General features: G+C 73.4%; 23 protein-coding genes. 10 read left to right on the forward strand and 13 right to left on the reverse strand.

Translation table 11 applies throughout. From position 1 onward, the window contains the following. Positions 1-253: 253 nt before the first annotated feature. Entirely contained in the window at positions 254-1,204 is a 951-nt protein-coding gene (locus tag ACFVSN_RS09900) for a hypothetical protein (RefSeq protein ID WP_387954388.1), read from the reverse strand. A gap of 302 nt (positions 1,205-1,506) precedes the next feature. Here ACFVSN_RS09900 and ACFVSN_RS09905 point away from each other — a divergent pair, with 302 nt between their 5' ends. Continuing rightward, on the forward strand, positions 1,507-2,814 hold the full coding sequence (locus ACFVSN_RS09905) for a cytochrome P450 (RefSeq protein WP_387954390.1): 1,308 nt from the start codon (positions 1,507-1,509) through the stop codon (positions 2,812-2,814). A gap of 87 nt (positions 2,815-2,901) precedes the next feature. On the opposite strand, the gene ACFVSN_RS09910 is transcribed toward ACFVSN_RS09905, so the two are convergent. After that, positions 2,902-3,597 carry an N-acyl homoserine lactonase family protein gene (locus ACFVSN_RS09910; RefSeq protein WP_380499983.1) on the reverse strand — a complete coding sequence of 232 codons (696 nt, stop codon included), beginning with the start codon at positions 3,595-3,597 and terminating at the stop codon, positions 2,902-2,904. A gap of 167 nt (positions 3,598-3,764) precedes the next feature. Here ACFVSN_RS09910 and ACFVSN_RS09915 point away from each other — a divergent pair, with 167 nt between their 5' ends. Together ACFVSN_RS09915 and ACFVSN_RS09920 are read left to right on the forward strand one after the other, a co-directional pair. After that, positions 3,765-5,273: a CoA transferase gene (locus tag ACFVSN_RS09915; protein ID WP_387954392.1), complete on the forward strand. Its 1,509-nt coding sequence runs from the start codon at positions 3,765-3,767 to the stop codon at positions 5,271-5,273. Positions 5,274-5,304: 31 nt separating this feature from the next. Then, on the forward strand, positions 5,305-6,024 hold the full coding sequence (locus tag ACFVSN_RS09920; protein ID WP_387954394.1) for a DUF6461 domain-containing protein: 720 nt from the start codon (positions 5,305-5,307) through the stop codon (positions 6,022-6,024). A 70-nt stretch (positions 6,025-6,094) separates the two neighbouring features. On the opposite strand, the gene ACFVSN_RS09925 is transcribed toward ACFVSN_RS09920, so the two are convergent. Then, positions 6,095-6,694: an HdeD family acid-resistance protein gene (locus tag ACFVSN_RS09925; protein WP_380490029.1), complete on the reverse strand. Its 600-nt coding sequence runs from the start codon at positions 6,692-6,694 to the stop codon at positions 6,095-6,097. Positions 6,695-6,878: 184 nt separating this feature from the next. Between ACFVSN_RS09925 and ACFVSN_RS09930 the strand changes: the two genes are divergently transcribed. Next, the gene (locus ACFVSN_RS09930) at positions 6,879-8,798 is read left to right on the forward strand and encodes an NAD-binding protein (RefSeq protein ID WP_387954395.1); all 1,920 of its coding nucleotides are present in this window, start codon (positions 6,879-6,881) and stop codon (positions 8,796-8,798) included. A gap of 126 nt (positions 8,799-8,924) precedes the next feature. Here ACFVSN_RS09930 and ACFVSN_RS09935 read toward each other — a convergent pair whose 3' ends face one another. The 7 genes from ACFVSN_RS09935 to ACFVSN_RS09965 form a co-directional block, all read right to left on the reverse strand. Next, entirely contained in the window at positions 8,925-9,710 is a 786-nt protein-coding gene (locus tag ACFVSN_RS09935) for an enoyl-CoA hydratase (RefSeq protein ID WP_329930762.1), read from the reverse strand. Positions 9,711-9,864: 154 nt separating this feature from the next. Beyond that, positions 9,865-10,911: an enoyl-CoA hydratase/isomerase family protein gene (locus ACFVSN_RS09940; RefSeq protein ID WP_387954396.1), complete on the reverse strand. Its 1,047-nt coding sequence runs from the start codon at positions 10,909-10,911 to the stop codon at positions 9,865-9,867. Positions 10,912-11,087: 176 nt separating this feature from the next. Further along, complete coding sequence (fahA, locus tag ACFVSN_RS09945; protein WP_387954397.1) at positions 11,088-12,308, reverse strand: fumarylacetoacetase; 1,221 nt, start codon at positions 12,306-12,308, stop codon at positions 11,088-11,090. Further along, on the reverse strand, positions 12,305-13,189 hold the full coding sequence (locus ACFVSN_RS09950; protein WP_380445564.1) for a hypothetical protein: 885 nt from the start codon (positions 13,187-13,189) through the stop codon (positions 12,305-12,307). Before ACFVSN_RS09950 ends, fahA begins: the two co-directional genes overlap by 4 nt. After that, positions 13,156-14,358: a homogentisate 1,2-dioxygenase gene (locus ACFVSN_RS09955; protein WP_380445565.1), complete on the reverse strand. Its 1,203-nt coding sequence runs from the start codon at positions 14,356-14,358 to the stop codon at positions 13,156-13,158. The genes ACFVSN_RS09950 and ACFVSN_RS09955 overlap by 34 nt, the downstream gene beginning before the upstream one ends. A gap of 95 nt (positions 14,359-14,453) precedes the next feature. After that, positions 14,454-15,668, reverse strand: coding sequence for a 4-hydroxyphenylpyruvate dioxygenase (gene hppD / locus ACFVSN_RS09960; RefSeq protein ID WP_380445566.1), 1,215 nt, complete (start codon positions 15,666-15,668; stop codon positions 14,454-14,456). Positions 15,669-15,876: 208 nt separating this feature from the next. Then, a complete protein-coding gene (locus tag ACFVSN_RS09965; protein ID WP_387954398.1) occupies positions 15,877-17,220 on the reverse strand; it encodes a phosphoribosyltransferase family protein in 1,344 nt (447 codons plus the stop codon). Between the two features lie 335 nt (positions 17,221-17,555). Here ACFVSN_RS09965 and ACFVSN_RS09970 point away from each other — a divergent pair, with 335 nt between their 5' ends. The 4 genes from ACFVSN_RS09970 (at position 17,556) to ACFVSN_RS09985 (ending at position 19,386) form a co-directional block, all read left to right on the forward strand. Continuing rightward, the gene (locus ACFVSN_RS09970) at positions 17,556-17,915 is read left to right on the forward strand and encodes a hypothetical protein (protein WP_380499971.1); all 360 of its coding nucleotides are present in this window, start codon (positions 17,556-17,558) and stop codon (positions 17,913-17,915) included. Further along, complete coding sequence (locus ACFVSN_RS09975) at positions 17,912-18,334, forward strand: hypothetical protein (protein WP_387954400.1); 423 nt, start codon at positions 17,912-17,914, stop codon at positions 18,332-18,334. Before ACFVSN_RS09970 ends, ACFVSN_RS09975 begins: the two co-directional genes overlap by 4 nt. Positions 18,335-18,378: 44 nt before the next feature. Next, positions 18,379-19,041 (forward strand): cupin domain-containing protein, encoded by a 663-nt coding sequence (locus ACFVSN_RS09980; RefSeq protein WP_387954401.1) that lies wholly within the window; start codon positions 18,379-18,381, stop codon positions 19,039-19,041. Positions 19,042-19,194: 153 nt separating this feature from the next. After that, a complete protein-coding gene (locus ACFVSN_RS09985) occupies positions 19,195-19,386 on the forward strand; it encodes a hypothetical protein (protein WP_387954403.1) in 192 nt (63 codons plus the stop codon). 146 nt (positions 19,387-19,532) lie between these two features. Here ACFVSN_RS09985 and ACFVSN_RS09990 read toward each other — a convergent pair whose 3' ends face one another. Continuing rightward, positions 19,533-21,752 (reverse strand): sensor histidine kinase, encoded by a 2,220-nt coding sequence (locus tag ACFVSN_RS09990; RefSeq protein ID WP_387954405.1) that lies wholly within the window; start codon positions 21,750-21,752, stop codon positions 19,533-19,535. A 267-nt stretch (positions 21,753-22,019) separates the two neighbouring features. Here ACFVSN_RS09990 and ACFVSN_RS09995 point away from each other — a divergent pair, with 267 nt between their 5' ends. Then, positions 22,020-22,898 (forward strand): response regulator, encoded by an 879-nt coding sequence (locus ACFVSN_RS09995; protein WP_387954407.1) that lies wholly within the window; start codon positions 22,020-22,022, stop codon positions 22,896-22,898. Between the two features lie 451 nt (positions 22,899-23,349). Further along, positions 23,350-24,177, forward strand: a complete 828-nt coding sequence (locus tag ACFVSN_RS10000) for a M28 family metallopeptidase (RefSeq protein ID WP_387954408.1) — start codon at positions 23,350-23,352, stop codon at positions 24,175-24,177. A gap of 79 nt (positions 24,178-24,256) precedes the next feature. Here the strand turns inward: ACFVSN_RS10000 and ACFVSN_RS10005 are convergent, their stop codons facing one another. Continuing rightward, entirely contained in the window at positions 24,257-25,957 is a 1,701-nt protein-coding gene (locus ACFVSN_RS10005) for an acyl-CoA dehydrogenase family protein (protein WP_387954409.1), read from the reverse strand. A 167-nt stretch (positions 25,958-26,124) separates the two neighbouring features. Next, positions 26,125-26,724 carry a PadR family transcriptional regulator gene (locus ACFVSN_RS10010; RefSeq protein WP_380445575.1) on the reverse strand — a complete coding sequence of 200 codons (600 nt, stop codon included), beginning with the start codon at positions 26,722-26,724 and terminating at the stop codon, positions 26,125-26,127. Positions 26,725-26,861: the final 137 nt, after the last annotated feature.

Genomic DNA, 26,861 nt, shown 5'->3' on the forward strand with positions numbered 1-26,861 from the left:
GTCGTAGTCAGGCATGAAGGGTCCTGAGAGAAGGGCTGGGAGCGGCACCGCTTTGAGTGGCACCGCAGGTGTCCATGGGCCGTCCGCGCCGCACGCCGCACCCAGGGGGAGCGGCGGCAGGCGCGGGCCCGGGCCCTGGCGGCACGGCGGCGCAGCGCGCTCGGCCGGACGGCAGGGCGACCTGCCCGTCGGAGTGCCCCCGGTGGCAGTGGCCGACCGGGTGGAGCGAGTGGAACGCGGGGAGACGGGCGCGTCAGCAGGCGAGGGCGAGCGCGGGCGGCCCGCGCCGCACGACGGCGTGCGTGAGCAGCACCTGTCGCGGCTGCCGCGTCCGCCGGGCGGCGCGCCGGGGCGGGGCCGGCGGGCGGAAGCCGAAGGGCCGCGCGAAGAGGGTCAGCAGCGGAACGAGCAGCGCGCCCGCGACGACGGCGCCGAGCGCGCCGAGCAGCTCGAAGATCCGCACCAGCGCGGCGTCACCGCGCCAGAGCAGCAGGGCGCAGGCCAGCGCGGCCAGCACGTGGGCGGCGACCATCCCCACGGACATTCCGTGGGCCATGCCGTGCGCCATCCCGTGGGTGGCCGCGGCCTGCCCGGAGGCGTCGGCCATGCTGTGCGCCGGGGACGTCCCCGTCATGCCCGGCACCCCTGGCATGCCCGGCATCCCCGGCATGCCGCTCATTCCATCCATCCCGGCCATGCCGGTCACGTCCATGCCCGTGCCGTCGCCGAGACCGGCTCCCGAGCCCGCGGCGGAACCCGCGCCGTGCCGCAGTCCGGCCACGGCGTGCAGCCCGGAGGCCGGTGGTGCGTCCGGGTCGAGTCCGGCCATCCTGGCCAGGTCCGCGGGAGACGGTCCGCCCGGTACCCGGCCGGGGTTGCAGAGCAGCAGGGCGGCCCAGTCCGTGCCGGTCAGCCGCCCGAGTCCGCCGCCCGTCGGTGCGAGCGCTCCGGCGCGCTCGAACAGCAGGTGCAGCGCGGTCTGCGCCGCGACCATCCAGGCGCTGATCACCCCGAGCCCGCGCCGCTTCCCGGCGAGCAGCCAGGTCACGCCGAGGACCGCGCCGGACGCGCCGGCCAGGACCGACGGCGACACCCCGGCCCCGCCCATGGCGACGTGCGCCGCGGCGGCCAGCGCCACGCACAGCGTGGCGAAGACCACGGCGCGCAGCGAGCGGATCCGGTCGGTCATCACGATGGCACTCATCGTCGCACCCGCCGGCCCGCGCCCGTACCGCACCCTCCGGTATTGGCCGGTTCCGCCGCGTGAGACCATGCCCGGCCGCGTCGCCGAAGGCCGTCTCCTCACCGGACGTGCCCGGCCGAGAACCGCCCGGCCCAACCGGCCGACGAGCCGACGATACGAACAGCCGCTCGCACGACCATCGAGGTGATTTGACATCTCCCACCCCCTGGTCACTAAATGTGCACAACCCCGTACGATGCGCACACGCCGGCGCCGGAGCCCGGCACCAGTGTCGGCACAGCGGACCACCAGGAGGCACGGCCATGGACACCACGACCGGCCGGCCGGCCTCGGCCGGAGCCCGCCCCGGCGCTACCTCCCGCTCCGGCTCAAGCCCCGCATCCGGCAGTGCCCCGGACCTGGCCGATCCGGGCTTCTGGCAGCTCCCAGCCCCCGCCCGCGCCGCCGCCTTCGCCGAACTGCGCCGCCGCCCCACCCCCCTCTACGTCGGCGACCGCGCCGGCGGCCGCGGCTACCACGCCCTGGTCCGCCACGCCGACGTCGTCGAGGCCAGCCGCACCCCCGCCGTCTTCCGCAGCGCCCCCGGCGTCACCACCCCCGAACCGCCCCGCTGGGTCCGGGCCCTGTTCGGCGACTCGATGGTCAACCTGGACGACCCCCGCCACGCCCAGCTGCGCCGCGTCATCTCCCGCGCCTTCACCCCCCGCCTCCTCTCCGGAGCCGAGGACGACATCCGCCGCGTCGCCACCCGCCTCGTCGACGTCGTCGAACGCGACCGCCCCGAGGACTTCGTCACCGCCGTCGCCGCCGAACTCCCCTTCCAGGTGATCTGCAATCTGATGGGCATCCCCGAGCGGCCCCGCCGCGCCATCCTCGACCAGGTCAACCACGCCTCCGAACACACCGGCGTCGCCCGGCCGCTGCGCAGCCGCCTGCGGGTGCCCGGCCGCGGGCTGGCGGCGCTCGCCCGGATGCAGCTCATGGTCGCGGCGATCGGGCGCCGGCGCCGCAGCGCACCCGCCGACGACCTGATCACCGCCCTCGTCACCGCCGACGTCGACGGACGCCGGCTCACCGGCCGCGAGCTCGGCGCCTTCTTCTCCCTGCTGCTCGTCGCCGGCGTCGAGACCACCCGCAACGCGCTCGCCCACGGTCTCCACCTGCTCACCGCCCACCCCGACCAGCGCGCCCTGCTCCTCGACGACCTGGACGGGCGGCTCGGCGGCGCGGTCGACGAGATGGTCCGGCACGCCACCCCGATCATCCAGTTCCGCCGCACCCTGGCCGTCGACCACGAGCTCGGCGGCCCCGGCGGGCCACTCCTGCGGGCCGGCGAGAAGGCCGTCCTCTTCTTCGGCTCGGCCAACCGCGACGAGACGGTCTTCGCCGACCCGGACGCCTTCGACATCATGCGCACCCCCAACCCCCACCTGGGCTTCGGCGGCGGCGGTCCGCACTACTGCCTCGGGGCGCACCTGGCCCGGCAGGAGATGAAGGTGCTGTTCCGCGAACTGTTCACCCGCCTGCCCGGACTCCGGTCGGTCGGCGGGCCCGACCTCGTCCCGTCCAACTTCGACAACCGCGTGCGGTCGCTGCGCTTCACCTTCTGAGCTCCGCACCTTCCGAGGCCTGCACCTTCCGAGCTCTGCACGTTCCGAGCCCTGTGCGCCCGGCCGTCACGTGAAGCCCGCGAACGCCTACCCGGCCGACGGTTCCCACACCGCGTTGTCGTGCGCGAACAGCACCCGGCGCGGCCCGAACGACGCCAGCCGGTCCAGCCACCGCGGGTGGTCGGGCAGCGGCTGCGCCACGCCGTCGAGCGCCGCGCGCCGGGCGAGCACCGCCGACCCGTAGCCGGACGCGAAGTCGTACGCCTGGCCCGCCAGGACGATCGCGCCGTCCCGGCGTTCGACGACGAGCGACTGGTGCCCCGCCGTGTGCCCGGGTGTCGGCACGACCCGCACTCCCGGCCAGACCTCCGCCTCGCCGTCCAGCACGCGGTAGTCCGCGCCCGGGAAGTCGACCAGCGCGTCGATCGTGTAGTCGCCCTCGCGGGCCGCCGCGAGCTCCTCCGCCTGGACGAGCACCGGCGTGCCGGCCAGCAGCGGGTTGCCGCCGCAGTGGTCGAAGTGGAGGTGGCAGTTGACCACCAGGTCGAGGTCGCCGAGCGCGACACCGGCCGTCGCGAGCGCCTCCGGCAGCGGGCGTCGGACCGGGCGGTAGTGGGCCTCGGTCTCCGGATCGCCGCCGCCGATGCCGGTGTCGAAGAGCAGCAGTCCCTCGGGACGCCGCACCAGGTAGGCGAGCACCGGCTCGACGCGCGGCTGCGGCTCGCCCGCCTCGGCGGCGGGCCGGACGAAGTAGCCAAGGTCGAGACGGCGGATCGCGTGCATTCAGGCCCCCCGGACGCGTTTGTGCGCCGCACCGGCGCCCGGTCCGCACCCTACCCGTTGGCTGTGCGCGTTCAATCCGTCGATCGGCAGGCTCCGGCGGGCACGTCGGCGAGGCGGGGTGGCGGCCGTCACGGCGGACGTCCGGGAAGCGGAGCACAATGCGGCACATGACAGAGCGTCCGACGCCCCCGGCCGAGCAGATCCCCGCCGTCCAGACGACCCACGGGCCGACGCCCGCCGGGCCGGCGCCCCTCGGGCAGAACCCGCCGGCCCAGGCACCCGCCGACGCCGACGGCCCCACCGCGCACGCCTGGGCGGCCCTCGGCGGCTCCGCCGACCTGCTGGACCGGGTCGCCTTCCACGGCCCCGACACCGTCCTGCCCTCCGGCCTGCCCGTGCGCCGCCTCGCCCGGGCCACCGTCGCCGCCTGCTCCCTCGCCGCCGCCGAACTCGCGGCCCTCCGCGCCGGCGGCCCCGTCCCCGCCGTGCGGATCGACCAGGGCGCCGTCGCCACCGCCTTCGTCAGCGAACGCCACCTGACCGTCGACGGCCGCGCACCCGTCAGCTTCGCCCCGCACTCCGGCTTCTGGCGCACCGCCGACGGCTGGATCCGCACCCACGCCAACTACCCGCACCACCGCACGCGGCTGCTCACCGCCCTCGGCCTGCCCGGCGACGCCGGACCCGAACAGCTCGCGGCGGTGCTGAGCGAACAGCCCGCCGAACTCGTCCAGGAGCGCGCGTACGAGGCGGGGGCGCTCGCGGTGGCCGTCGTACCGGTGGGCGACACCGTTCACCCCCTGATCGAGACCCGCATCGTGACCCCGAACGGCCCGGCGCCCGCCGCACCCCGCCCGCTCGGCCCCGCCCCTCTGCCCGCCGCCGGCATCCGCGTCCTCGACCTCACCCGCGTCATCGCCGGCCCAGTCGCGACCCGCACCCTCGCCCTCCTCGGTGCCGACGTGCTGCGCATCGACTCCCCCCACCTCCCCGAGGCCGACGACGCCCACGCCGACACCGGCTTCGGCAAGCGCTCCGTCCTCCTCGACCTCGCCGACCCGGCCGACCGCGCCACCTTCGAGGAACTCCTCGCCACCGCCGACGCCGTCATCTCCGGCTACCGCCCCGGTGCCCTGGACGCCCACGGCCTCGCCCCCGACGCCCTCCTCGACCGCCACCCCGGCCTGATCGTCGCCCAGCTGTGCGCCTGGGGCTGGACCGGGCCCTGGGCCGGCCGCCGCGGCTTCGACAGCCTCGTCCAGGCCGGCGTAGGCATCGCCGCCCACGAAGCCGCCCCCGAGGGCCACCTCGACGGCCACCCCGGGGTGCTCCCCGCCCAGGCACTCGACCACGGCACCGGCTACCTCATCGCCGCCGCCGTCCTGCACGCCCTCACCGAGCAGCGCACCGGCCGGCCCGGCGGACGCCACCTCCGCTTCTCCCTCGCCGGCACCGCGTCCTGGCTCCTCCACGACATCCCGCGCTCCGAAGCCCGCACCGGCCCCGACGGTCCGTCGGACGCCACCCCCTACGACCCGGCGCCGTACCTCGCCGAGACCGACTCCGCCTACGGACGCCTGCGCCACGCCCTCCCGCCCGTGGCCTACGACGGTGCGCCCACCAACTGGTCCCGCCCGCCCGGCCGCTGGGGAACCGACCGGCCCACCTGGCTCTGACGCTGTCACAGCCGTCTGGCAGCATCGCCCCATGACCGCACACGCCACCGACTTCACCTGGTTCGCCGAGCGCCACCCCGTGCTCGGCGAGGCCTACTGCCTCACGTACGTCCAGGGCATCGGCGCCGACGAACTGCTGCGCCGCTTCGACGCCGCCCCGGGCGGCGAGGTCACCGGCCTGGAAGCGGTCGTCGCCGCGTGGGAGACCTTCGACGACGGTGAGGACGGGACGGACGACGAGGACCTGTTCGACGACGACGAGGACGACGAGGCCGAGGACGAGGACGACGACGAGGCGGCCGAGGGCCCGTCCGACGATGACGACGACGAGTACGCCGACCGCCTCTTCGTCGCCGTCACCGAACTCGACGGCTGGGCCCTCGCCGTCGAGCCCTACGGCTACCTCGGCAGCCTCTGGGACATCCTGCCCCGCCTCGCCGACGGCACCCGAGCCGTCTCCCACTTCCGCAACGTCAACGCGGTCGACGCCTTCAACTGGTGGGAGGGCCCCACCTGCCGACTCCACTTCGAACCGCTCTTCCCCGACCAGCGGCACGGCACCGACGCCGACGCCGACGCCTCCGGCATTCCGGACCTGCTCACGGCCTGCGGCTTCCGCCTCGACGACAAGAACACCGAGCTCAACACCGAGTCCGCCTTCGCCCTCGCCGAGCGGCTGACGGACGTCCGGATCGGCGCCGGCCGCCTGGAGGCGGCGACCTTCCGGATCGGTTACGCGCCCAGGCCGTGACGCGCGCCCGGCCCGCACGGGACAGCCGCACGCCCGAGCCCGCTCGGCTACACACCCGAGCGGGCTCGGGCTACACGCCGGACGGGATCCGCTTCGCCCGGCCGCGCATCTGGAGCGCCGTCACGATCTCGATCAGGCCGAGGATCAGCAGCCAGCAGCCCGCCAGGACCGTCAGCGCGGCGATCGAACCGACCGGCCACACCATCAGCAGCACACCGGCCAGCGTGTTCGCCACGCCCGCGAAACCCTGCCAGCTGCGCGCGGGCATGTACGGGTCCGAGAACGCGGCCGCGAGCTGGGTGATGCCCCGGAACAGCCACCCGATGCCGATCCAGAGCGCGAGCAGCAGCAGCGACTGCGCCGCGCTGCGGAAACAGAGCAGGCCCAGCAGCACGCAGATCGCGCCGCTGATGAACGCCAGCACCCGCAGCGCGGTGGTGGCGTGGGTGCCGAACGCCGCGACCAGCTGGACGATCCCGATGACCAGCAGGTAGAGGCCGAAGAGCACGCCCACCACCAGCAGGGTCTCGCGCGGCCACGCGAAGACGACGATGCCGAGGCCGAGCGAGGCCAGACCGGCGAGCAGCAGGACCTGCCAGGCGGCCTTGGCGAGCAGCCCGAGCGGGCCCTGCACCTCGGTGCCGTCGGGGGTGATGATCGGGGGGACCACGGTGGTGCCTCCTCGGGCCGGGGCGAGCCGGGAACGGGTACGGAACGCGTCGGAAGCGGACGGGGGACGACACCCACCCTCGACGCACCGGCCGCGAACCGCCCGTGCGGTACCGCCGTTCGGGGGTCCCGCGGTTCCCGGAACGACACCTTCCGAACACCTGGCGTGGATATCATCCGTCGGTATGACTTCTGAAGGGTGGGGGACCCCTCCGGTCGAGCCGATCAGCCAGCACTTCGTCGTCCGCGGCGGGAACGCGCTGGCCCACCGGCTGGTCCTGGAACTCGTCGAGCACTACGAGGTCCCGGTCGTCGTCCTGGTCGCGGACCGCGACCACGACCACGCGCCGCAGATCGAGCAGCTGACCGGCGTGTCGGCCGTGGTCGAGTACAGCAGCATCACCGACGAGGCACTGCGCGCGGTGTCCATCGGGACCGCGCGCGGCCTCGCCCTCGTCGAGGGCGACGACCAGGAGAACATCCACGCGGCGCTCAGCGCCCAGGGCCGCAACCCGAACATCCGGATCGTCCTGCGGATGTTCAACCAGCGCCTCGGGGAGAACATCGAACGCCTCCTCAGGAACGGTGCCGCGCTCTCGGGCTCCGCCACCGCGGCACCGGCGTTCGCGGCTGCGGCGCTGGGCCGGCCCAACTCGGTCGCGGTCGGCGGACGCTTCCTGCACATCGCCTTCGACGAGGCGATCACCTCCGACCGGCTCTGCATCGTCGCCGACCGCATCGACCGCCAGGATGTCAGCAGGATCCGGCTGATGCCCGAACAGGAGGGCGGCTCGGCCGAGTTCGTCCGGCTCGCGAGCGAGTTCGGGGACGACGGTCCGGTGCGCGCCGGCGGCGCCGAGGTCCCCGCCCCGCGCCGCCCGGCCGAAGCCGCCGAGCCTGCCGAGCCTGCCGAGCCCGCCGGGGCAGCCGCGCCCGCCGAGTCAGCCGGGGCGGTCGCGCAGGAGGAAGCGACCGGAGCGGTGTCCGCGGCCGTCGACGACGAGGGCGGGATCGCCGCCCTCCAGGCGCTGCCGGTCGAGCCGCGCGAACCGATCAGCTGGGCACGGCGGTTGCGCTGGCGACTGCTCGACACCGCCCGCTACTTCACCAGCGCCCGGATGCGGCTGGTGCTGCTCATCGCGCTCGCCGCCGTGCTGATGGCCTTCTCCGTCCTCTGGTACCTGAGCCGGGACTTCGGCTGGACCGTCTACATCTCGCTGCTCGACCTCGCCGGCGCGGCCCAGCCGGACCAGCCCGCCGACATCGCCGCCGGGACGGGGACGGGCGGCCTGTGGCAGCGGGTCGCGCAGGTGGTGATCACGCTGTGCGGCATCACGTTCGCGCCGGTCGCCACCGCCATCGTGGTCGAGGCGCTCGCCTCCGGGCGGCGCGGCCAGCCCCGCAACCCGAGCGCCGGCACCCGGGAGCACGTGATCGTCGTCGGCCTCGGCAACGTCGGCACCCGCGTCGCGAGCCAGCTCCACGAACTGGGCGTGCCGGTGGTGTGCATGGAGCGCGACCCGCAGGCGCGCGGCATCGCCGCCGTCCGGGCGCTCGGCATCCCGGTCGTCCTCGGGGATGGCCCGTTCGAGGAGCAACTGCGCCGGGCCCGGCTGAAGCACAGCCGGGCGGTGGTCGCGGTCAGCGGCGACGACGCGACCAACCTGGAGGCGGCGCTGGAGGCGCGCCACGGCAATCCCGAAGTACGGGTGGTGGTGCGGCTGTTCGACGACGACTTCGCCGGGCACTTCTACGCGACGCTGGACAACGCGGCGTCCCGGTCCGTCTCCTACCTGGCGGCGCCCGCGTTCGCCGCCGCCCTGATGGGGCGTGAGGTGCTGGGCACCCTCTCGGTGTTCCGGCACGTGCTGCTGATCGCGGAGCTGACGGTGGAGGACGGCAGCGGGCTGATCGGCATGAACCGGCACGACCTGGAGGACCCGGGCGGCGTCCGGGTGATCGCCGCCCGGGTCGCCCGCAGTCCGCACCTGCAGTGGAACTACGCCGACCGCACCCGCCGCCTCGGCCCGGGCGACCAGATCGTCGTCGCCGCGACCCGCAGCGGGTTCGCCCGGCTCAACACGGTGCTGGCGGAGGAGGGCTGACGGGAGTCGGCGAACAGATAACAGATGACAGATTTCATCATCTGTTATCTGTTCGCCGTCATCTGTCACTCGTCATCTGTCACCCGTCAGGCGTTTGCCGCCCTACCCCGGGTGCGCGGTCCGTGCTCAGCGGTTGATGAACGCGGCCGGCCGCTTCTCGGCGAAGGCGTTCATGCCCTCCTTCTGGTCCGCGGTCGCGAACGCGGCGTGGAACAGGCGCCGCTCGAAACGGACGCCCTCCGCCAGCGTGGTCTCGAAGGCGCGGTTGACGCTCTCCTTCATCATGATCGCGGCCGGGGCGGACATCGCCGCGACGGTCTCGGCCGTGGCCAGCGCCTCGGCCAGCAGCTGGTCGGCCGGGACGATCCGGGAGACCAGGCCGGCGCGCTCGGCCTCCTCGGCGCCCATCATCCGCCCGGTCAGGCACAGCTCCATCGCCTTCGCCTTGCCGACCGCCCGGGTCAGCCGCTGCGAGCCGCCGATGCCGGGGATGACGCCGAGCTTGATCTCCGGCTGCCCGAACTTCGCGGTGTCGGCGGCCAGCAGGATGTCGCACAGCATGGCCAGCTCGCAGCCGCCGCCGAGCGCGAAGCCCGCCACCGCCGCGACGACCGGCTTGCGCAGCTGGCCGAGCCGGTCCCATGGGCCCAGCCAGTCGTCCAGGTAGACGTCCGGGAACTGGTTGCCCTGCATCTCCTTGATGTCGGCGCCCGCCGCGAAGGCCTTCTCCGACCCGGTGATCACCAGACAGCCGATCTCCGGGTCCCGGTCGAACCGCGTCGCGGCCTCGACGACCTCGTTCATCAGCTGCGTGTTCAGCGCGTTGAGCGCCTTCGGACGGTTGAGCGTGATCAGCCCCACCCGGCCCTTGCGCTCGACCAGGATCGTCTCGTAGGTCTCGGTCTCGGTCATCGCCGTCGACTCCCATTCCGCTGCTCGGCGCCGCACGGGCGCGCCCTGACCACCCAACGATCTACGAAGCGCCCCGCCTCGCGCCAGTCTTGGCATGCGAGACAGTCGTCACGGGTCCGGCCCGCGGCCGAGCGGTGGGCGGAGGGCGCGCGGGTCAGGCCAGGCCGAGCTCGTCGCCCTCGCGCGGGGCGAAGTGGCGGGCCACGTCGGCCTCCGTCACCTCGGCGAGCGTGGCGGGGGACCAGCGCGGGTTGCGGTCCTTGTCGATCACCTGGGCGCGGATGCCCTCGACCAGGTCGTGACTGTCCAGCGCCGCACAGGAGATGCGGTACTCCTGGTCGAGCACCGCCTCCAGCGACGGCAGCGGCCGGGCCCGGCGCAGTGCGGCGAGGGTGGTCTTGACGGCGGTCGGCGAGTTGGCGAGGACCAGTTCGGCGGCCTCCTTCGCCTCGGGCACCCCGGAGTCGAGGAGGCGTTCGACGATCTCCTCGGCCGTGTCGGCGGCGTAGCAGGCGTCGATCCACTCGCGCTGGGCCGCGAGGGCGGAGGGCGGCGCCGGTTCGGCGGCGGCGACGACCACGGCGGTCACGGCGTCCGCGTCCGGGGCGTCCGCGAGGGCGGAGAGCAGGGCCGGGATCTTCGCGGACGGGACGAAGTGGTCCGCGAAGCCGCACAGGAGGGCGTCCCCGGGGCCCATCGACGCGGAGGTGAGGCCGAGATGGGTGCCCAACTCGCCCGGGGCGTGGGCCAGCAGGCGACTTCCGCCGACGTCCGGCACGAGGCCGATCCGGGTCTCGGGCATGGCGATGACGGAGCGCTCGGTGACGATGCGCACCGAGCCGTGGGCGGAGAGGCCGACGCCGCCGCCCATCGTGATGCCGTCCATGACCGCGACGTACGGCTTGGGGCAGCGGGCGATGAGGGCGTTGAGCCGGTACTCGTCGCGGAAGAACGCCCGGGCGCCGGCGCCGCCCGCCTTGGCGTCGTCGTGCATGGCCCGGATGTCGGCGCCGGCGCAGAGGCCGCGTTCGCCGGCTCCGGTCAGGACGATGGTGCGCACGGTGTCGTCCGCGGTCCAGGCGTCCACCGCCTCCCGGACGGCGGTGATCATGCCGCGGGTGAGGGAGTTGAGCGCCCTCGGCCGGTTCAGCACGATCCGCCCGGCCCAGCCGTCCTGGAAGTCCTGCACCTCGCCGCTCATCGGGCCCGCTCCCGTTCGTCGGTGTCGAAGATCCCCGTCCCTGTCGCCCACCGTACTAGGCCGAACGGGCAACAGATGACAGCTGACAGAAAACGAAATCTGTCAGCTGTCATCTGTCATCTGTTCGCCGTCACGCGCCGGTCGTACGACTCGACTACGACCCGACTACGACCCGGCTACGGCTCGACCCGCCCCGTCACCTCGCCGAAGCCGATGACCGTCCCGTCCGGGCCCGGAGCCGTCGCGGTGATCGTCACCTCGTCGCCGTCCTCCAGGAACGTCCGCGTCGTGCCGTCCGCCAGCTTCAGCGGCTCCTCGCCGTTCCAGGTCAGCTCGATCAGCGCACCCCGGGTGTCCGGCTCCGGCCCGCTGACCGTCCCCGACGCGAACAGGTCGCCGGTGCGCAGCGACGCGCCGTTGACCGTCATGTGGGTGAGCTGCTGCTGCGCCGTCCAGTACATCGACGCGAACGGCGGCCGGGAGACGAGGTGCCCGTTCAGGCGGACCTCCATCGCCAGATCCAGGCCCCACGGCTCGCCGCCGCGGTCGTCCAGGTACGGCAGCGGCTCGACGTCGCGCTGCGGCGGGCTGACGCGGGCGTGCTGGAGGGCGTCCAGCGGGACGATCCATGGCGAGACCGAGGTCGTGAAGGACTTGCCGAGGAACGGGCCGAGCGGCACGTACTCCCAGGCCTGGATGTCGCGCGCGGACCAGTCGTTGACCAGGCACACGCCGAACACGTGGTCGCGGAAGTCGTCCAGGGCGACCGGCCGCCCGAGCGTGGACGGCGCGCCGACGACGAAGCCGACCTCGGCCTCGATGTCGAGCCGGCGGGTCGGCCCGAAGGACGGCACCGCGTCGGCCGGCGCCTTGCGCTGCCCGTGCGGGCGCACGACCGGGGTGCCGGACACGACGACCGTCCCCGCCCGCCCGTGGTAACCGATCGGCAGGTGCTTCCAGTTGGGGGTGAGCGGCTCCGAGCCCGGGCGGAAGATCCGGCCCAGGTTGGTGGCGTGGTGCTCGCTCGCGTAGAAGTCGACGTAGTCCGCGACCTCGAACGGCAGGTGCAGCTCGACCTCGCCCGCCGGCAGCAGCGCCGGGGTCAGCACCTCGCGGTAGGACTCGTCCGTCAGCCACAGCGTGAGGTCGGCCCGCACCTGCGTCCAGGCCGAACGCCCGGCGGCCATCAGGGGGTTGAGCGAGTCCGCGGCCAGCAGCACCGACGGCGACCCGGCGGCGCGGGCGGCGGCCCCGGCGTCGAGCACGAAGTCCCCGACGCGCACGCCGATCCGGCGCCGCCCGGGCTGGTCGGCGGCGGTGAAGACGCCGTACGGCAGGTTGTGCACGCCGAACGGCGAGTCCTGGGCGCTGGCGAGCCAGCTGCGGGGGGTGCTCAACGGTCCTCCTGGGCGAGTGGGCTGGGCGACAGCAGGCCGAGCGCGGCCAGGTCGTCCAGGGGTTCGGCGATGCTGCAGGTGCCGAACGCGGTGAACGAGTTGCGGATCACCGTAACCTGGTGCGCGCTCAGGGCGCGGACGGCCTTGGCCAGCACGTGGCCGTCGCGTTCCGCCAGCACCTCGGCGGCTGCGGCGCGGTCCGTCTCCTGCGCGGCCAGCAGCACGTTGAGGAAGCCGTGGTGCTCGAAGCCGGTCACCGGATCGGTGTGCCGGACGGCGTTGTGCAGCCCCGCCGTGCACTTGTACGGCAGGCCTCGCCGCGCGCAGCCGGTGAGGAACGCGGCCAGCTCGTCCTCGCCCGGGAAGGCCTGCGCGACGACCCCGCCGGTGCGGAACTTCGCCCGGTAGGCGCTGTCCACCAGGGCGTCCAGCGTCTCGTCCAGCCCGTCCCCGTGCAGGAGTTCGCGCGGCAGTTCGACGGCGGCGGGCACGTCCGGCGGCAGCAGCCGGTCCAGCTCGGCCACCGCCTCGTGCACGTCCCGGGTCGCGAGCTCGACGCCCGCGACCTCGAACGGCCCGGCGGCGGCGAGCGCCGGCCCGAGCTCGGCACTGCCCCCCGGCAGCACCAGCCCGATCCTCAGCGGCCCGGTGCCCTCCACCGCCGCGGCCAGCTCGCCCAGCCGGCCCGCCCCGCACAGGAACGGGCCGACCGCGTCGGCGTACCAGGCCGTGCGGTGGGCGCGGTGCGCGGGCACCGCCTCGGCGACCGGCAGGTTCCCCGGCGGGAACACCGCCGCGTCGTCGAAGAGTCCGCGGAACAGGTCCGGGATCGCGGAGCCGCCGGCGCTCATCGCCCGGGCCCCCGGCCCGACCACGTCCACGCGTAGTTCGCGTCCTCGCTGGCCCGGCCGCCCTCGCCCAGCTCCAGCGGGCGGAACGTGTCCACCATGACCGCGAGCTCGTCGAAGAACTCCGCGCCGATGCTGCGCTCGTACGCGCCCGGCTGCGGGCCGTGGGTGTGCCCGCCCGGGTGCAGCGAGATCGAACCCTGGCCGATGCCCGAGCCCTTGCGGGCCGCGTAGTCGCCGCCGCAGTAGAACATGACCTCGTCGCTGTCCACGTTCGCGTGGTAGTACGGCACCGGGATCGACAGCGGGTGGTAATCCACCTTGCGCGGAACGAAGTTGCAGATCACGAAGTTGTTGCCCTCGAACACCTGGTGGGCCGGCGGCGGCTGGTGGATCCGCCCGGTGATCGGCTCGAAGTCCCGGATGTTGAAGACGTACGGGTACAGGCAGCCGTCCCAGCCCACCACGTCGAAGGGGTGGTGCGGCACGGTGTAGCGGGTGCCCGAAATCCCGTTCGGTCCACGGTGCTTGACCAGCACGTCGACGTCCCCGGGGGTGTCGACGACGAGCGGCCCGACGGGCCCGCGGAAGTCCCGCTCGCAGTACGGCGCGTGCTCCAGCAGCTGCCCGTACTTGGAGAGGTAGCGCTTCACCGGCGTGATGTGGCTGTTCGCCTCGATGCAGTACGCCCGCAGCGGCTCGTCCCCGGAGGGCACCCAGCGGTGCGTGGTCGCCCGCGGGATGATCACGTAGTCGCCCGGGCCGACCTCCAGCGCGCCGAAGACCGTCTCCACCGTGCCGGAGCCGGACTCCACGTACACGCACTCGTCGCCGAGCCCGTTGCGGTACAGCTCGCTCGGCGCCCCGGCCGCGACGTAGGAGATCCGCACGTCGCCGTTGCCGAGGACCAGCCGGCGGCCGCCCACCACGTCCGCGGCCTTCCACTCCTGGCCGGCGAACAGCTCGTGGAGCTTCAGGTGGCGGGGGAGCAGGGGATGGTTGGGCACCGTGGACTGGTCCGGCAGCTCCCACGGCACCGCGTTCACCACGGCGGACGGGATGCCGCGGTGGTACAGCAGCGAGGAATCGGAGGAGAACCCCTCCTCGCCCATCAACTCCTCGTAGTACAGCCCGCCTTCGGGTGTGCGGTGCTGCGTGTGCCGCTTGGGCGGGATGCTGCCCAGCTGCCGGTAGTACGCCATCTCCCTGCTCCTCCTCGACCGTGCTCAGCCGCTCGTGCTCACGGTACGTCGACCGCGTTCACGGTACGTCGACCGTGTTCAGAGTTCCGCGACCCTCACAGGTTGCCGCGGGCCTCCTGCTCGCGCTCGATGGACTCGAACAGCGCCTTGAAGTTGCCCTTGCCGAAGCCGAGCGAACCGTGGCGCTCGATGAACTCGTAGAACACGGTGGGGCGGTCGCCGATCGGCTTGGTGAAGATCTGCAGCAGGTAGCCGTCCTCGTCGCGGTCGACCAGGATGCCGCGCTTCTTCAGCTCCTCGATCGGCACGCGTACCTTGCCGATCCGGGCGCGCAGCTCCGGGTCGTCGTAGTACGCGTCCGGGGTGTTGAGGAACTCGACGCCGCGCGCCCGCAGGATGTCGACCGTGGTGAGGATGTCGTTGGTGGCGAGCGCCATGTGCTGGCAGCCCGGACCGGTGTAGAACTCCAGGTACTCGTCGATCTGCGACTTCTTCTTGGCGATCGCCGGCTCGTTCAGCGGGAACTTCACCCGGTGGTTGCCGCTCGCGACGACCTTCGACATCAGCGCGGAGTAGTCGGTGGCGATGTCGTCGCCGACGAACTCGGCCATGTTCACGAAGCCCATGACCCGGTTGTAGAACGAGACCCACTCGTCCATCTTGCCGAGCTCGACGTTGCCGACCGCGTGGTCCAGCGCCTGGAACAGCCGCTTCGGCGAGCCCTCCGGGTGCTTGACCCTGCTCTCCGCGACGACGTAGCCCGGCAGGTACGGGCCGTGGTAGCGGGAGCGGTCGATCAGGGTGTGCCGGGTCTCGCCGTAGGTCGCGATCGCGGCGCGGCGCACGGTGCCGTTCTCGTCCGAGACGTCGTTCGGCTCCTCCAGCACGGTGGCGCCGGTCGCGCGGGCGTGCTCGATGCACTTGTCGACGTCCGGCACCTCCAGCGCCAGGTCGACGACGCCGTCGCCGTGGCGGCGGTGGTGGTCCAGCAGCGGGCTGTCCGGCTGGACGCCGCCCTTGATCACGAAGCGGCACGAGCCGGAGCGGAGCACGAAGGCCTTGCGGTCGCGGCGACCGGTCTCCGGGCCGGAGTAGGCGACCAGCTCCATGCCGAACACGGCCTGGTAGAACTGCGCCGTCTGGGTGGCGTTGCCGACCACGAACACGACCGCGTCCTGGGCGGTCACGGGGAACGGGTCGGTGGCCGGGTCGTGCTCGACGAGGCCGACGAGGCGGCGCAGCTGGTCGGCGTCGAGACCGGCCTCGCGCTCCTCGGGGGTCAGCTCAAGGGCGTGGGACTGCGGGGTCATCGGTCTTCCTCCACTTTGGGCCTCGGCTCTGAGGCGTCCGCTTGAGGCGGCCGCGCCGCTGATGGGGGTGGGCGGTGCGGCTGAGCGGAGAGCTTGCTCCTGTCCGGGTGGTTGGGCAACAGGTCGGTTTTTCACTGTTCAATGTGTACAAGCTGATCAGGAAATCCCGCGTTCGGCTGCGCAATATGCGCTGCTGATCGGGGTCGATTCACGAACTCTGCGTAACCGGTTCGAAGGGGTCGCCCGGTGCTCCGAGGTGGTGCCGGAACCAGTCCCCGGCCAGCTCGGCGACCTGGTCCAACGCGCCCGGCTCCTCGAACAGGTGGCCCGCTCGGGGGACCACCGCGAGTTCACTCTCGCAGCGCAGCCGGGCCCGCGCCCGCCGGTTGAGGTCGATCACCGTGCCGTCGAGGCCGCCGACGACGAGCAGGGTCGGGGCGGTGACCCGGCCCAGGGCGTCCGGCCCGGCCAGATCGGGGCGGCCGCCGCGTGACACCACGGCGCCGACCCCGGGTCCGAGGTCGGCGGCGGTGTGCAGCGCGGCGGCGGCGCCCGTGCTCGCGCCGAACAGGCCGAGCGGCAGGGCCCGGGTCGCTTCCAGGGCGGTCAGCCGCTCGGCGACGGCGGTCAGGCGGGAGCCGAGCAGGCCGACGTCGAACACCTTGCTCCGGTCCGGCTCCTCGGCCTCGGTGAGCAGGTCGAACAGCAGCGTGGCCAGGCCGGACCGGTTGAGGTGGCGGGCGACGTGCCGGTTGCGGGGGCTGTGGCGGCTGCTGCCGCTGCCGTGTGCGAAGACGACGATGCCGCGGGCGTCGGCGGGGACGGTCAGGTGGCCGGGCAGGCGGACGCCGGCGGCGGAGAGCTCCACCTCGCGGTCGAGGGCGACGGGCGCGGGCGGGCGCTCGCCGCGGGCCTCGGCCAGCAGGCTCAGGACCTCGTCGTCGCCGGTCTGGGAGAAGTCGCCGTAGAACTCGCCGATCGCGAAGAACGGGGACGGCGTGGCGACGCAGACCAGTTCGTCGGCGACGTCGGCCAGGCGGTCCGTCCAGTCCCGGGGGGCGACGGGGACGGCCAGGACCACGCGGGCCGCGCCGCGGGCGCGCACGATCCGGCAGGCGGCCCGGGCGGTGGAGCCGGTGGCGATGCCGTCGTCGACGACGATGACGGTCCGGCCGCGCAGGTCGGCGGGCGGGCGGTCGCCCCGGTAGCGGCGGGCGCGGCGCTCCAGCTCGGCGCGCTCGCGCCGCTCCACGTCGGCCAGTTGGTCGGGGGCGATCCCGCCGAGGCGCATCACCTCGTCGTTCAGGACCCGGACGCCGTCCTCGCCGATGGCGCCCATGCCGAGCTCGGGCTGGTAGGGCACGCCGAGCTTGCGGATCACACAGATGTCCAGGGGCGCGCCGAGCGCCGCGGCGACCTCCGCGGCCACGGGCACCCCGCCGCGCGGCAGGGCGACCACGACCGCGTCCGACCCGCTCAGGTGCCCCAGGCGGGCGGCCAGCCGGCGGCCCGCGTCGGTGCGGTCGGTGAAGTGGGTACCGGTGACGTGCATCGCGCAGCCTCCGAGTTCCACGGTACGTCGGGTGGGCGGGGCGGGGGTGGGCGAACAGCTGACAGATAACAGATTTCGAAATCTGTTATCTGTCAGCTGTTATCTGTTCGTCGCCAGCCGTCGGCTGTCGGCTATCCGTCGTCCCACCCGTCCCACCTGTCCCGCCCCCGTCCTGGCCGAGTCCCGCTCGCCGCCCGGGCGGGGGACGGGCACGGCCCGGGCGCGAGCCGGGAACCGCACGGGACCCAGCCCCCGTGCGGCCGGGACGGCGGGCGGCGGACCGTGATGTCGAAGGCGGGCCGCCGGGGCCCGCCGCGACCCGAAGGAGCCCCGAGATGCCGGGCACCGTCCTCACCGACCTGCGCCGACACGGCGCCGTCGACCCCGGCCGCCTGCTCGCCGGCCCCCTCCGCGGTGTCGGCCTGCAGTGGCTCGACCCGGGCCGCAGCGCGGAGGTGGGCGCCGACACCGTCGAGCACATGCTCTACGTCACCGCCGGGTCCGGCCTGGCCGGTGAACCCGGGGAGGCCGGCGCCCCCGACGCGGGCATCCCGCTCGTCGAGGGCACCGCGCTCACCCTCCCGATCGGCGCGCGGACCGTCCTCACCGCCGGCACCGCCGGGATGGAGTACTTCCACGCGGTCCTCGCCGTCCCGCATCCCGCCCAAGCCCCGAAAGAAGGCGAACCCCGGTGATCGTCTCCAGTGCGACGGCCTCCGCCGCCGTCATCCTCGGCCCGAACGGCGAACGCGTCCGCGTCCGCTGCCTCGCCCGTCGCGACATGCTCACGAGCGCCTGCGAGTCCTTCGACCACCTGCGCCTGAGCCCCGGCGCCCACCACGTCCTGTCGGGACGCGCCGACGCCGAGACCGTGCTCCACGTCCTGCGCGGCACCGCCACCATCGGCCAACAGGCCGACGAGCCAGGCCACTTGGCATCAGACGGCGACCTCCTCCTGGCCGTGAGCGGTCGCACGCTCCATCTCGAAGCCGGCCCGCTCGGCGCGGAGCTGCTCTGCCTCACCCTCGCCGTTCCCCGCCGCACCGCGGGGACGCGAGAGAGTCTCGCCCGCCGCCGTGCCGAACGGCGCCACGTGTGCCACAACCGCCCTTGACCCCAGTGCCGTTCACCTGCACATGACCCTCGGAGGTCATCCGCGTGATTGTCGTCCCCGCCGCCGTGCCCCGCACCGCGCCCGCCCTCCAACGTCCGATCGACGCGAGCCGCCGCTCGCCCGTACTCGCCGGCCTGACCATCGAGACGCTGCCGCCCGGTGCCCACATCGAGCAACGCCCGCCGGCAGGCGCCGAATCGGTGACCGTGGTGCTCGCGGGCCGCCTCGCCGCGGCAGGCCGGATCCTCGGTCCGGGCGAGGCGCTCCACCACGCGCCCGACAGCGTCTGCCGCCTCACCGCCCTCCGGGGTGCACCGACCGCCATCCTCACCGTCCAGCCGGTGGGGGCCGAAGAGTCGGTCAACATCCCTTCCCAGCCCAGGAGTTCTTCGGAACGGATGGCCTGGCGGAGGGTTGCTGTCACATCGATGACCCTCGCCGCAGGTGAAGGCCACGAGCTCCTCCGCTACCCGGCGTCCGATGCGTTCATCGTCGTCATGTCGGGCACCGGCGTGCTTCTCGGCGAGTACGGCGAAGTCTCCCTCTTCCCCGGTGACTTGGCATACGTCCGGGCGGGGGAGCGGCACGGCCTCCGGGCCGGTCCGCAAGGGCCGGTCACGGCGCTTCTGGGCCGTGTCGGATGCCCGGACCCGCCCACCGACCACCTCGCCGACAGCGACCGGCCGCGCCCCTGCCGGTCGCACTGAGCCATCGCCGTCCTTCCGCCGCCCCGGGCCGGGACCACCCCTCTGGGACCGGAACGGGACGGCGGTCCCATGCGGCCGGGGCTCACTCGTGCGCACAGTGGGGGGTGACCGATCGATCGACTCGGCCGTTCGGAAGAAGCGGGAGTACCACTCATGGCAACGAACACCACCACGAAGGCGCTCTGTGTGGCCGGCGCCGCCGTCGGCGCGATCGCGGCAGCGGTCGCGCTGAAGAGCGCGTGCTCATCGTCGGCGTCGGCGTCCGGCACCGGCTCGGCGCCGGGCATCGGGGAGTCGCCGCAGGGCTGCCAGCTCGGCCAGAAGTGCAGGCCCGGCCACACCTGACAGTCGGCCCTGTCCCCGATCCCCCTGATGGCCCTCGGCGCCCCCCGCGCCGAGGGCCGTGCCGTGGGGTGGCGGGTGGCCTGCCGACCGGCCGCGACGGCGCACACCCCGACGGCTCACGCCTCGACGTCTCACACCCCGACGTCTCACACCCCGGGCGCGGAACCCGAGCCGTCCGTGCCGTGCTCTCGGGAGGGCGACCGCGGCAGCGTCGCCCGCACCTCCGTCCCCGCATGCTCCGGCAGGGGCCCGACGGTGCACCTGCCCCCGACCTCGGCGGCCCGGTCCGCCATCGACCGCAGCCCGACCCCGCCGGCCTCTCCGTCCCCTCTGTCCCCTCCGGCCCGGCCGGCCTCCCGGGCCGTGTCCCCGACCAGCCCCACCCCGTCGTCCCTCACGGCCAGGGTGACGGCCTCTGCGTCCACCCGGACCGTCACCCTGGCGTGGCGCGCCCGGGCATGCCGCAGCACGTTGTTGAGGGCCTCGGCGGCGATCCGGTACACCGCGACCTCGACCGCCGCGGGCAGGTCGGGCAGCGGGTCCGGCGACACGTCGGCCGTCACCCTCAGCCCCGCACCGCTGAACGTCCCGGCCAGCTGCCGCACGGCCCGCGTGAGCCCGAACTCGCCCAGCGGCGCGGGCCCGAGGCGTTCGGTGATCCGCCGCACCTCCTTGATCGCCATCCCGAGGTCGGCGGAGATCCCCCGCAGCGTCCCGCCGAGGCCGCCGTCCAGGACGGACGCCGCCGGAATCCCTGCACCTCCTGATCCCGCAGGAGCCGACGCCGCGGGAGCCGACGCCGCGTTGTCCACCCGCAGCCGAAGCCCCGCGAGCGCCGGACCGAGCCCGTCGTGGATGTCCCGGCGCAGCCGGCGCCGCTCCTCCTCCCGCGCCGCGACGAGTTGCTCCCGGCTCGCCTGCAGGTCCTCCTGCAGCCGCAGCGACGCGACTGCGGGCGAGGCCTGGTCGGCCAGCGAGCGCAGGATGTCGATGTCGCTCGGGTCCAGCCGCTCCTCGCCGTCCCGCAGCCCGACCGTCAACTCGCCGATCTGCTCGCCGTGGTGGACCAGCGCGAAGCCCTGCTCCCGCCGCCCGTCCAACCGCCCCACCGAGGCGAGCGGGCGCCGCCCGGCCCGCGTACTGACGGTGAGCGCGACCCCGGGCAGTCGCAGTTCCTCCGCGACCGTCGCACACAGCGCGGCGGGCAACTCCGCAGGGTCGACGACCTGCCGCACCCGCCCCGCCAGGCGCCGCAGCACCTGGTACGGCTGCGCCCGCTCGCCGTAGTACAGCCGGTCCACGAGCGAGACGGCCCACCGGGTGGCCCGCGGCAGTCCGGCACCGAGCGTGAACACGAGGGCGATCAGCACCAGCGCCGGCCCACTGTGCCCGGGCGCCAGCCGGCCGGACAGGACGGCCGCGAGCGCCACGAACAGTGCGGTGATCCCGGTGGCCAGCAGCAGCCCGCTGAGGACGCTGCGCGCGGCGCGGTCGAGCCGCCAGCCGCGGTCCCGGACGACCAGGTACCCGACGGCGACCGCCCAGGCGAGCCCGGCCGCCGCGAAGAGCGCGTAGCTGAGCCAGAACGCCTCCCGGTACATCCGCCGGTAGAAGTCCTGCATGCCGGCCCAGAACAGGTAGGCGGCGAGCATCGCCGCGACGTTCGCGCGGTGCCGCGCGACGGGTTGCCGCTGCCCCGCCGCCGGGGCGGCCGGCCGGAGGATCCGCGCCAGCAGGACGACGGCGGCGATGCCGACGAGCAGGTAGTTGACGGCGTCCGAGTACCCGTACACGTGCTCCCCGAGCGCTCCGAAGAACCGGGCGGGCGGACTGTCCGCGAGCGGGTCGGGGCGGTCGAACACCTCGGGCCTGGCGAGGAACGACAGCGAGCCCGGCAGCACCCAGAGCGCGACCGCGGCGATGTACCACCACCAGCGGCGCGTGGTCAGGCGGCCGGTGGGCAGCCAGAGCGGAAGAACGTAGAAGAGCGTGGAGTTGACCGTGTCGCAGAGGACCTGGAACACCGCCGCGGCGCCCACGACGCCGGGGTCGGCGACCTGGACGGTGACCGGCGCCGCGGCGGCGTTGGGCAGGACGAGCGTGACCGCGTAGACCAGCATGACCCAGCCGAGCGGGTTGCCGGGGCGGTGGGCGTGGAGCAGCATCCCGGCACCGGCGGTCGGCAGGGCGTAGATGAGGATGCCGAGCTCGTTCCTGGGCGTGACGACGCTCGGGTCCCCCAGGTGGACGAGTACGTAGCAGATCCAGGCGGTGGCGACGACCAGGCAGACCGCCGTGACGACCGCCGCCGCCGTGAGCTGCTGCCGTGCCGCCGTCCGGGGCCGGGGGGAGGACGCCGTGGTCATGGCACCGCCTCGGAGGCTCGAAGGTGGACGTGGGCTTCGGGTACTCGGGGCTCCGGCCCGGGACGGCGAGGGGTGGCCGCCGTTCCGTGGGCCGCGTTCCAGTCTCGGCGGCCCGGTGTCCCGGGCGCATGGGGCAGGGGTCTCGTCCGCGGCCCGCAGCGGGTCACCGCCGGTGTCCCGTTGCTCCGGCCCGGCCGGTCAGCCGCCCGGATGACCCCGGAGCATGTCACGGAAAGTCACGTGATCGTCGCTGGTAGCGTCGGCCGGGTGAACGAACACCGGGTGGACGAACCGCAGCCCAACGCGCCGGAGCCGGACCTGTCGCAGCCCGGCACGCTGCGACCCGAGGGCCCGAGGCGTGATGAGCCGAGGCGTGATGAGCCGAGGCGTGATGAGCCGAAACCCGAGGACCCGCTGCCCGAGGACCCGATGCCCGCGGAGCCGAAACTTGCAGAGCCGAAGCCCGCGGAGTCGGGGTCTGGCGAGCCGCAGGGAGTCAGGCCCGTCCGTGTCCTGGTCGTCGACGACCACCCGCTGTTCCGCGAGGGCCTCAAGGCGGCACTGGAGAGCGCCGAGGGCATCTCCGTCGTGGCGCAGGCCGAGCGGATCGCCGAGGTGCCGGGGGCCGTCGAGCGGTCCGCGCCGGACGTCGTGATCATGGACCTCTCGCTGCCCGACGGCTCCGGTCTGGAAGCCCTCCGGACACTGGCGGGGCGCGAGCAGGCCCCGCCCGTGCTGATGCTGACCATGTCGGACGACGACGGGAACCTTCTCGCCGCCCTCCAGGCGGGGGCCCGCGGCTACCTGATCAAGGGGGCCGGCCGGGAGGAGGTGCTGCACGCGGTGCGGACGGTCGCGGCGGGCGGCGCGGTCTTCGGGGGCGAGGTCGCGGGGCGGATCGCCGAGTTGCTGGCGGGTGCGCGGATGCGCGAGGCGGGACAGCTGTTCCCCGAACTGACCGCCCGCGAGGCCGAGGTGCTGGACCTGGTCGCGCGGGGACTGGACAACCGGCGGATCGCGCGTGAGCTGGTCGTGGCGGAGAAGACGGTGCGCAACCACGTGACCCACATCTTCGAGAAGCTGCACGTCGGCACGCGCGCCGAGGCGGTGGCCCGCGCCCGCGACATGGGCCTCGGCGACGGCTGACCGTCCCGGCCGGTCCAGGCCTTGGCCGACGGCCGACCGCTGCGCCACCCCTTGACGACCCCGGGGCCCGGCCGGATCCTCATGAACGCGTCAACCTTGCGATCGTGACTCGTCCCGACCCCACATCAGGTGTTCCGCCCGGAGTCCCCAACCCCGGTGCGCGTCCGCGAGGTTACGCCTTCCCGTTCTGCCCCACCGGAACCTGGAGCCTCCCGTGACCGAGCCCACCCCGCACGGCGTCCGTGCTGTCCTTCGACGTGCTGTCCCTCGTCGTACAGTCCTCCGCCGTGCAGCCCTTCGCGGCGCCGTTCTGCCTACCGCACTGGCCGGCCTGGTTGCCGCCGCCCTCTATGCCCCTGCCGCCCCGGCCACCGCAGCCGCCCCCGCTGCCCCGGCCGTCTGGGTAAAACCAGCTGGTCTCAAGGAACTTCAGGGCGCCCCCGCCATACCCGTGGCCAACGTCAAGGCCCACCTCGCGCAACTGCAGTCCATAGCCGACGCCAACGGCGGGAACCGCGCCCACGGCACCTCCGGTTACCAGGCCTCGCTCGACTACGTGAAGGCGCAGCTGGACGCGGCCGGATTCACCACCGCCGTCCAGCAGTTCGACGACGGGGGCGCGGGCGGTGCCAACCTGATCGCCGACTGGCCGTCCGGCGACTCCGCGCACGTCGTGATGGCCGGAGCCCACCTCGACTCGGTCCAGGCCGGCCCCGGCGTCAACGACGACGGCTCCGGCACGGCGGGCATCCTGGAGACCGCCCTGGCCGTCTCGCGGGCCGGGCTCAAGCCCGCCAAGCACCTCCGGTTCGCATGGTGGGGAGCCGAGGAGAACGGCATGGTCGGCTCCCGGAGCTACGCCAACGGCCTTTCCCCCGCCGACCGTTCGTCGATCGACACGTACCTGAACTTCGACATGATCGGCTCGCCGAACCCCGGCTACTTCACCTACCGCCAGGACCCGGCGCTGGACGCCCTGTTCCACGACTGGTTCGCCGCCCGCGGCATCGCCACCGAGCAGGACTTCGAGGGCGACGGCCGCTCCGACCACGCGCCCTTCCAGGATGCGGGCATCCGTGTCGGAGGGCTGTTCAGCGGCGCCGACTACATCAAGACGGCCGACCAGGCCGCCAAGTGGGGCGGCACCGCGGGCCAGGCGTTCGACGCCTGCTACCACGCCGCGTGCGACACCAGCGCCAACATCGACGACACCGCGCTGGGGCGGATGACCGACGCCATCGCCCACGCGCTCTGGACGCTCTCGGCCGACGGGAGTTGACCCCGCCGGCCCGCGAGGGCACCCGGGGGTGCCGGTCCGCCGACCGGCACCCCCGGGCCCTGCGTAGCCGTCCGCAGGACTACGGCTGCATCTCGTACGCGCCCGACAGCGCCTCGACGCGCGCCCACACCTTCGCGGCCCGCTCGGCGTCGGCCACCGGCCGACGCACGTGCGCGAGCGCCCAGGCGGCCTGCTCCTCCGTGGCCGAGGCCTTGCCCTGCAGCTCGGTCGCGTGCGCGGAGAAGTCGCGGACCAGCGCGTCGAAGACCTGGTCCAGCACGTCCGCCTCCAGGCCGGTCAACTCGGCCTGCTCCAGCACCAGCTGGCCGTAGACGATCAGCGCGAACAACTGGCCGATCTCCAGCAGGAAGTCGAGGTCCGCCTGCTGCTCCTTGCTCGGTGCGTGCGTGAGCAGCAGCTCGCAGAAGCCGTCGGCCTGCTCGCGGAAGCGGGCGACGTTCGGCAGGTGTGCGTGCCGGTCGTAGGCGGTGCGCCAGTCGTGGAAGCGGATCGCGCCGAGGCCGCGGGCGGGGCCCTGGTGGAACAGGAAGACGTCGTCGGCGGCGTCCTTGCGGGTCGGCACGGGCGCGTAATCGGCCGGGGCGAACAGGTAGTTGGCCATGAACTTGAGGATCAGCGCCAGGTTGACGTGGACGGTGCCCTCCAGCTTCGGCAGGCCGCGGATGTCCTTGGCGGCCTTGTCGAAGTAGGTGTCCGCCTCGAAGCCCTTGGCCGCGATGACGTCCCACATGAGGTCGATGACCTTCTCGCCCTCGGTGGTGACCTTCATCTTGGTCATCGGGTTGAAGAGCAGGTAGCGGCGGTCCTCGGGGGAGGCGGTGCGGAAGTAGTCCACGGCCCGCGCGCTGAACAGCTTCATCGCCACGAGGCGGGCGTACGCGTCGGTCAACTCGCGGCGCACGTGCGGGAAGTCGGTGACCTTGCGGCCGTACAGGACGCGGTTGTGGGCGTGCGTGACCGCCTCGTACATGGCGTGCTCGCAGATGCCGACCGACGCCGTGCACAGGTTGAACTTGCCGACGTTGACGGTGTTCAGCGCGGCGTCGAACGCGGCCTGGCCGGTGTGCAGCACGTCCTCGGCGCGCACCGGGTAGTCCTCCAGCCGGAACTCGCTGACGTACATCTGGCTGTTCACGACGTTCTTGACCAGGTGGTACGCCTCGTGGCGGCTGTCGGCGGCGAAGAAGACGTAGCCCTCGGGGCCCTCGACGTCCGAGCGGCGGCCGAACACCGAGACCAGGCCGGCGACGTTGCCGTTGCCGATGTAGTACTTCGGGCCCGTCGCGGTGAAGCCGCCCTCGCCGTCCGGGGTGAGGATCATGTCGGTGGAGTAGATGTCGGCGCCGTGGGTGCGCTCGGAGAGGCCGAAGGCCATGACGTGACCCTCCGCCAGGAGGCGGGCGGCGCGGGCGCGGACGGCCTCGTTCTCGCTCTGCCACACCGGGCCGAGGCCGAGGATGGTGACCTGCCAGGTGTACCAGTAGCCGAGGCCGTAGAAGCCGAGGATCTCGTTCAGCTCGGCGATCCGGGAGGTGTCCCAGCGCTTGTCCGGGTCGGCGGCGGAGGGGGTCAGGAACTCCGCGAACAGGCCCTCCTTGGCGGCGAATTCGAGGAAGTCGCCGTACCAGGTGCGGTCGATGTAGGTGTCGATGAGCGCCTTCTTGCCGCGCGACTCGAACCAGTCGACGGTCGCGCGCAGCAGCCGGCGGGTCGGCTCGTCGAACTGCGCGGGGTCGTAGGTACGCGGGTTGAAGAGCATCACGGGCTCCCGGGGGTCGAGGGTGTGGAGTGACTGTGGGGTGGCTGTGGGGTGGCTGTGGGGTGGGGCCAGGGGCGGCGCGGGAGGGCGGTCGACGGCCGACGACGGACAGATAACAGATAACAGATTTCAAACTCTGTTATCTGTCTTCTGTCATCTGTCGGCCGTCATCTGTTCGCCGCCGTCCGCTCCCCGTTGCCTGTCGCGTCGTCAGGGCCGGTGCCGTCGGCGACGAGGCGGTGCAGGGTGGTGAGCACGTCGTCCAGCCAGGCGAGGGTCATCCGCTCGTACTCGATGCCGCCGCGCAGCACCACGTGCTGGAGTTCCTGAGCGGTGTCGAGCGAGGTGAGGTCGGGGAAGTCGCGCTGCTCGCCGTGCAGGTAGCGGGTGAGCAGGGCGGCGTGGCCGTCGCGGTGGCGCTCGACCTCGGAGATCAGCGCGGCCGGGTCGTCGAAGGCGGCGGCGCGGATCTTCACCGCGAGCTCGTGCCGGACGGTCTCCGGCTCGACCGGTTCGCGCAGCCAGTCCGCGAGCGCGGCCCGGCCGGGCCCGGCCGCCGAGTAGACCTTCTTGTCCGGCCGGCCGTCCTGGGCGATCTCCTCGGCGGCGATCCAGCCGTCCGCCTCCATGCGCCGCAGCACCCGGTAGATCTGCTGGTGGGTGGCGGTCCAGAAGCGGCCGATCGAGCGGTCGAAGCGCCGGGCCAGCTCGTAGCCGGAGCCGGGCTGCTCCAGCAGTGAGACGAGGATCGCGTGCTCCAGTGCCATGCCCCGCATCCTGCTATGCAACGAGTTGCATAGGCAATGGCGCGCCGGAGCGGTGAGACGCAGGTCACCGCCGTGATCGGATGGTTATCGACCTTTTCGGACTATTAGGTGCAAAACGTTCGAGAAGCGCCAGAATG

The organism is Kitasatospora sp. NPDC057904 (genome assembly GCF_042887925.1).
Lineage (GTDB): Bacteria > Actinomycetota > Actinomycetes > Streptomycetales > Streptomycetaceae > Kitasatospora.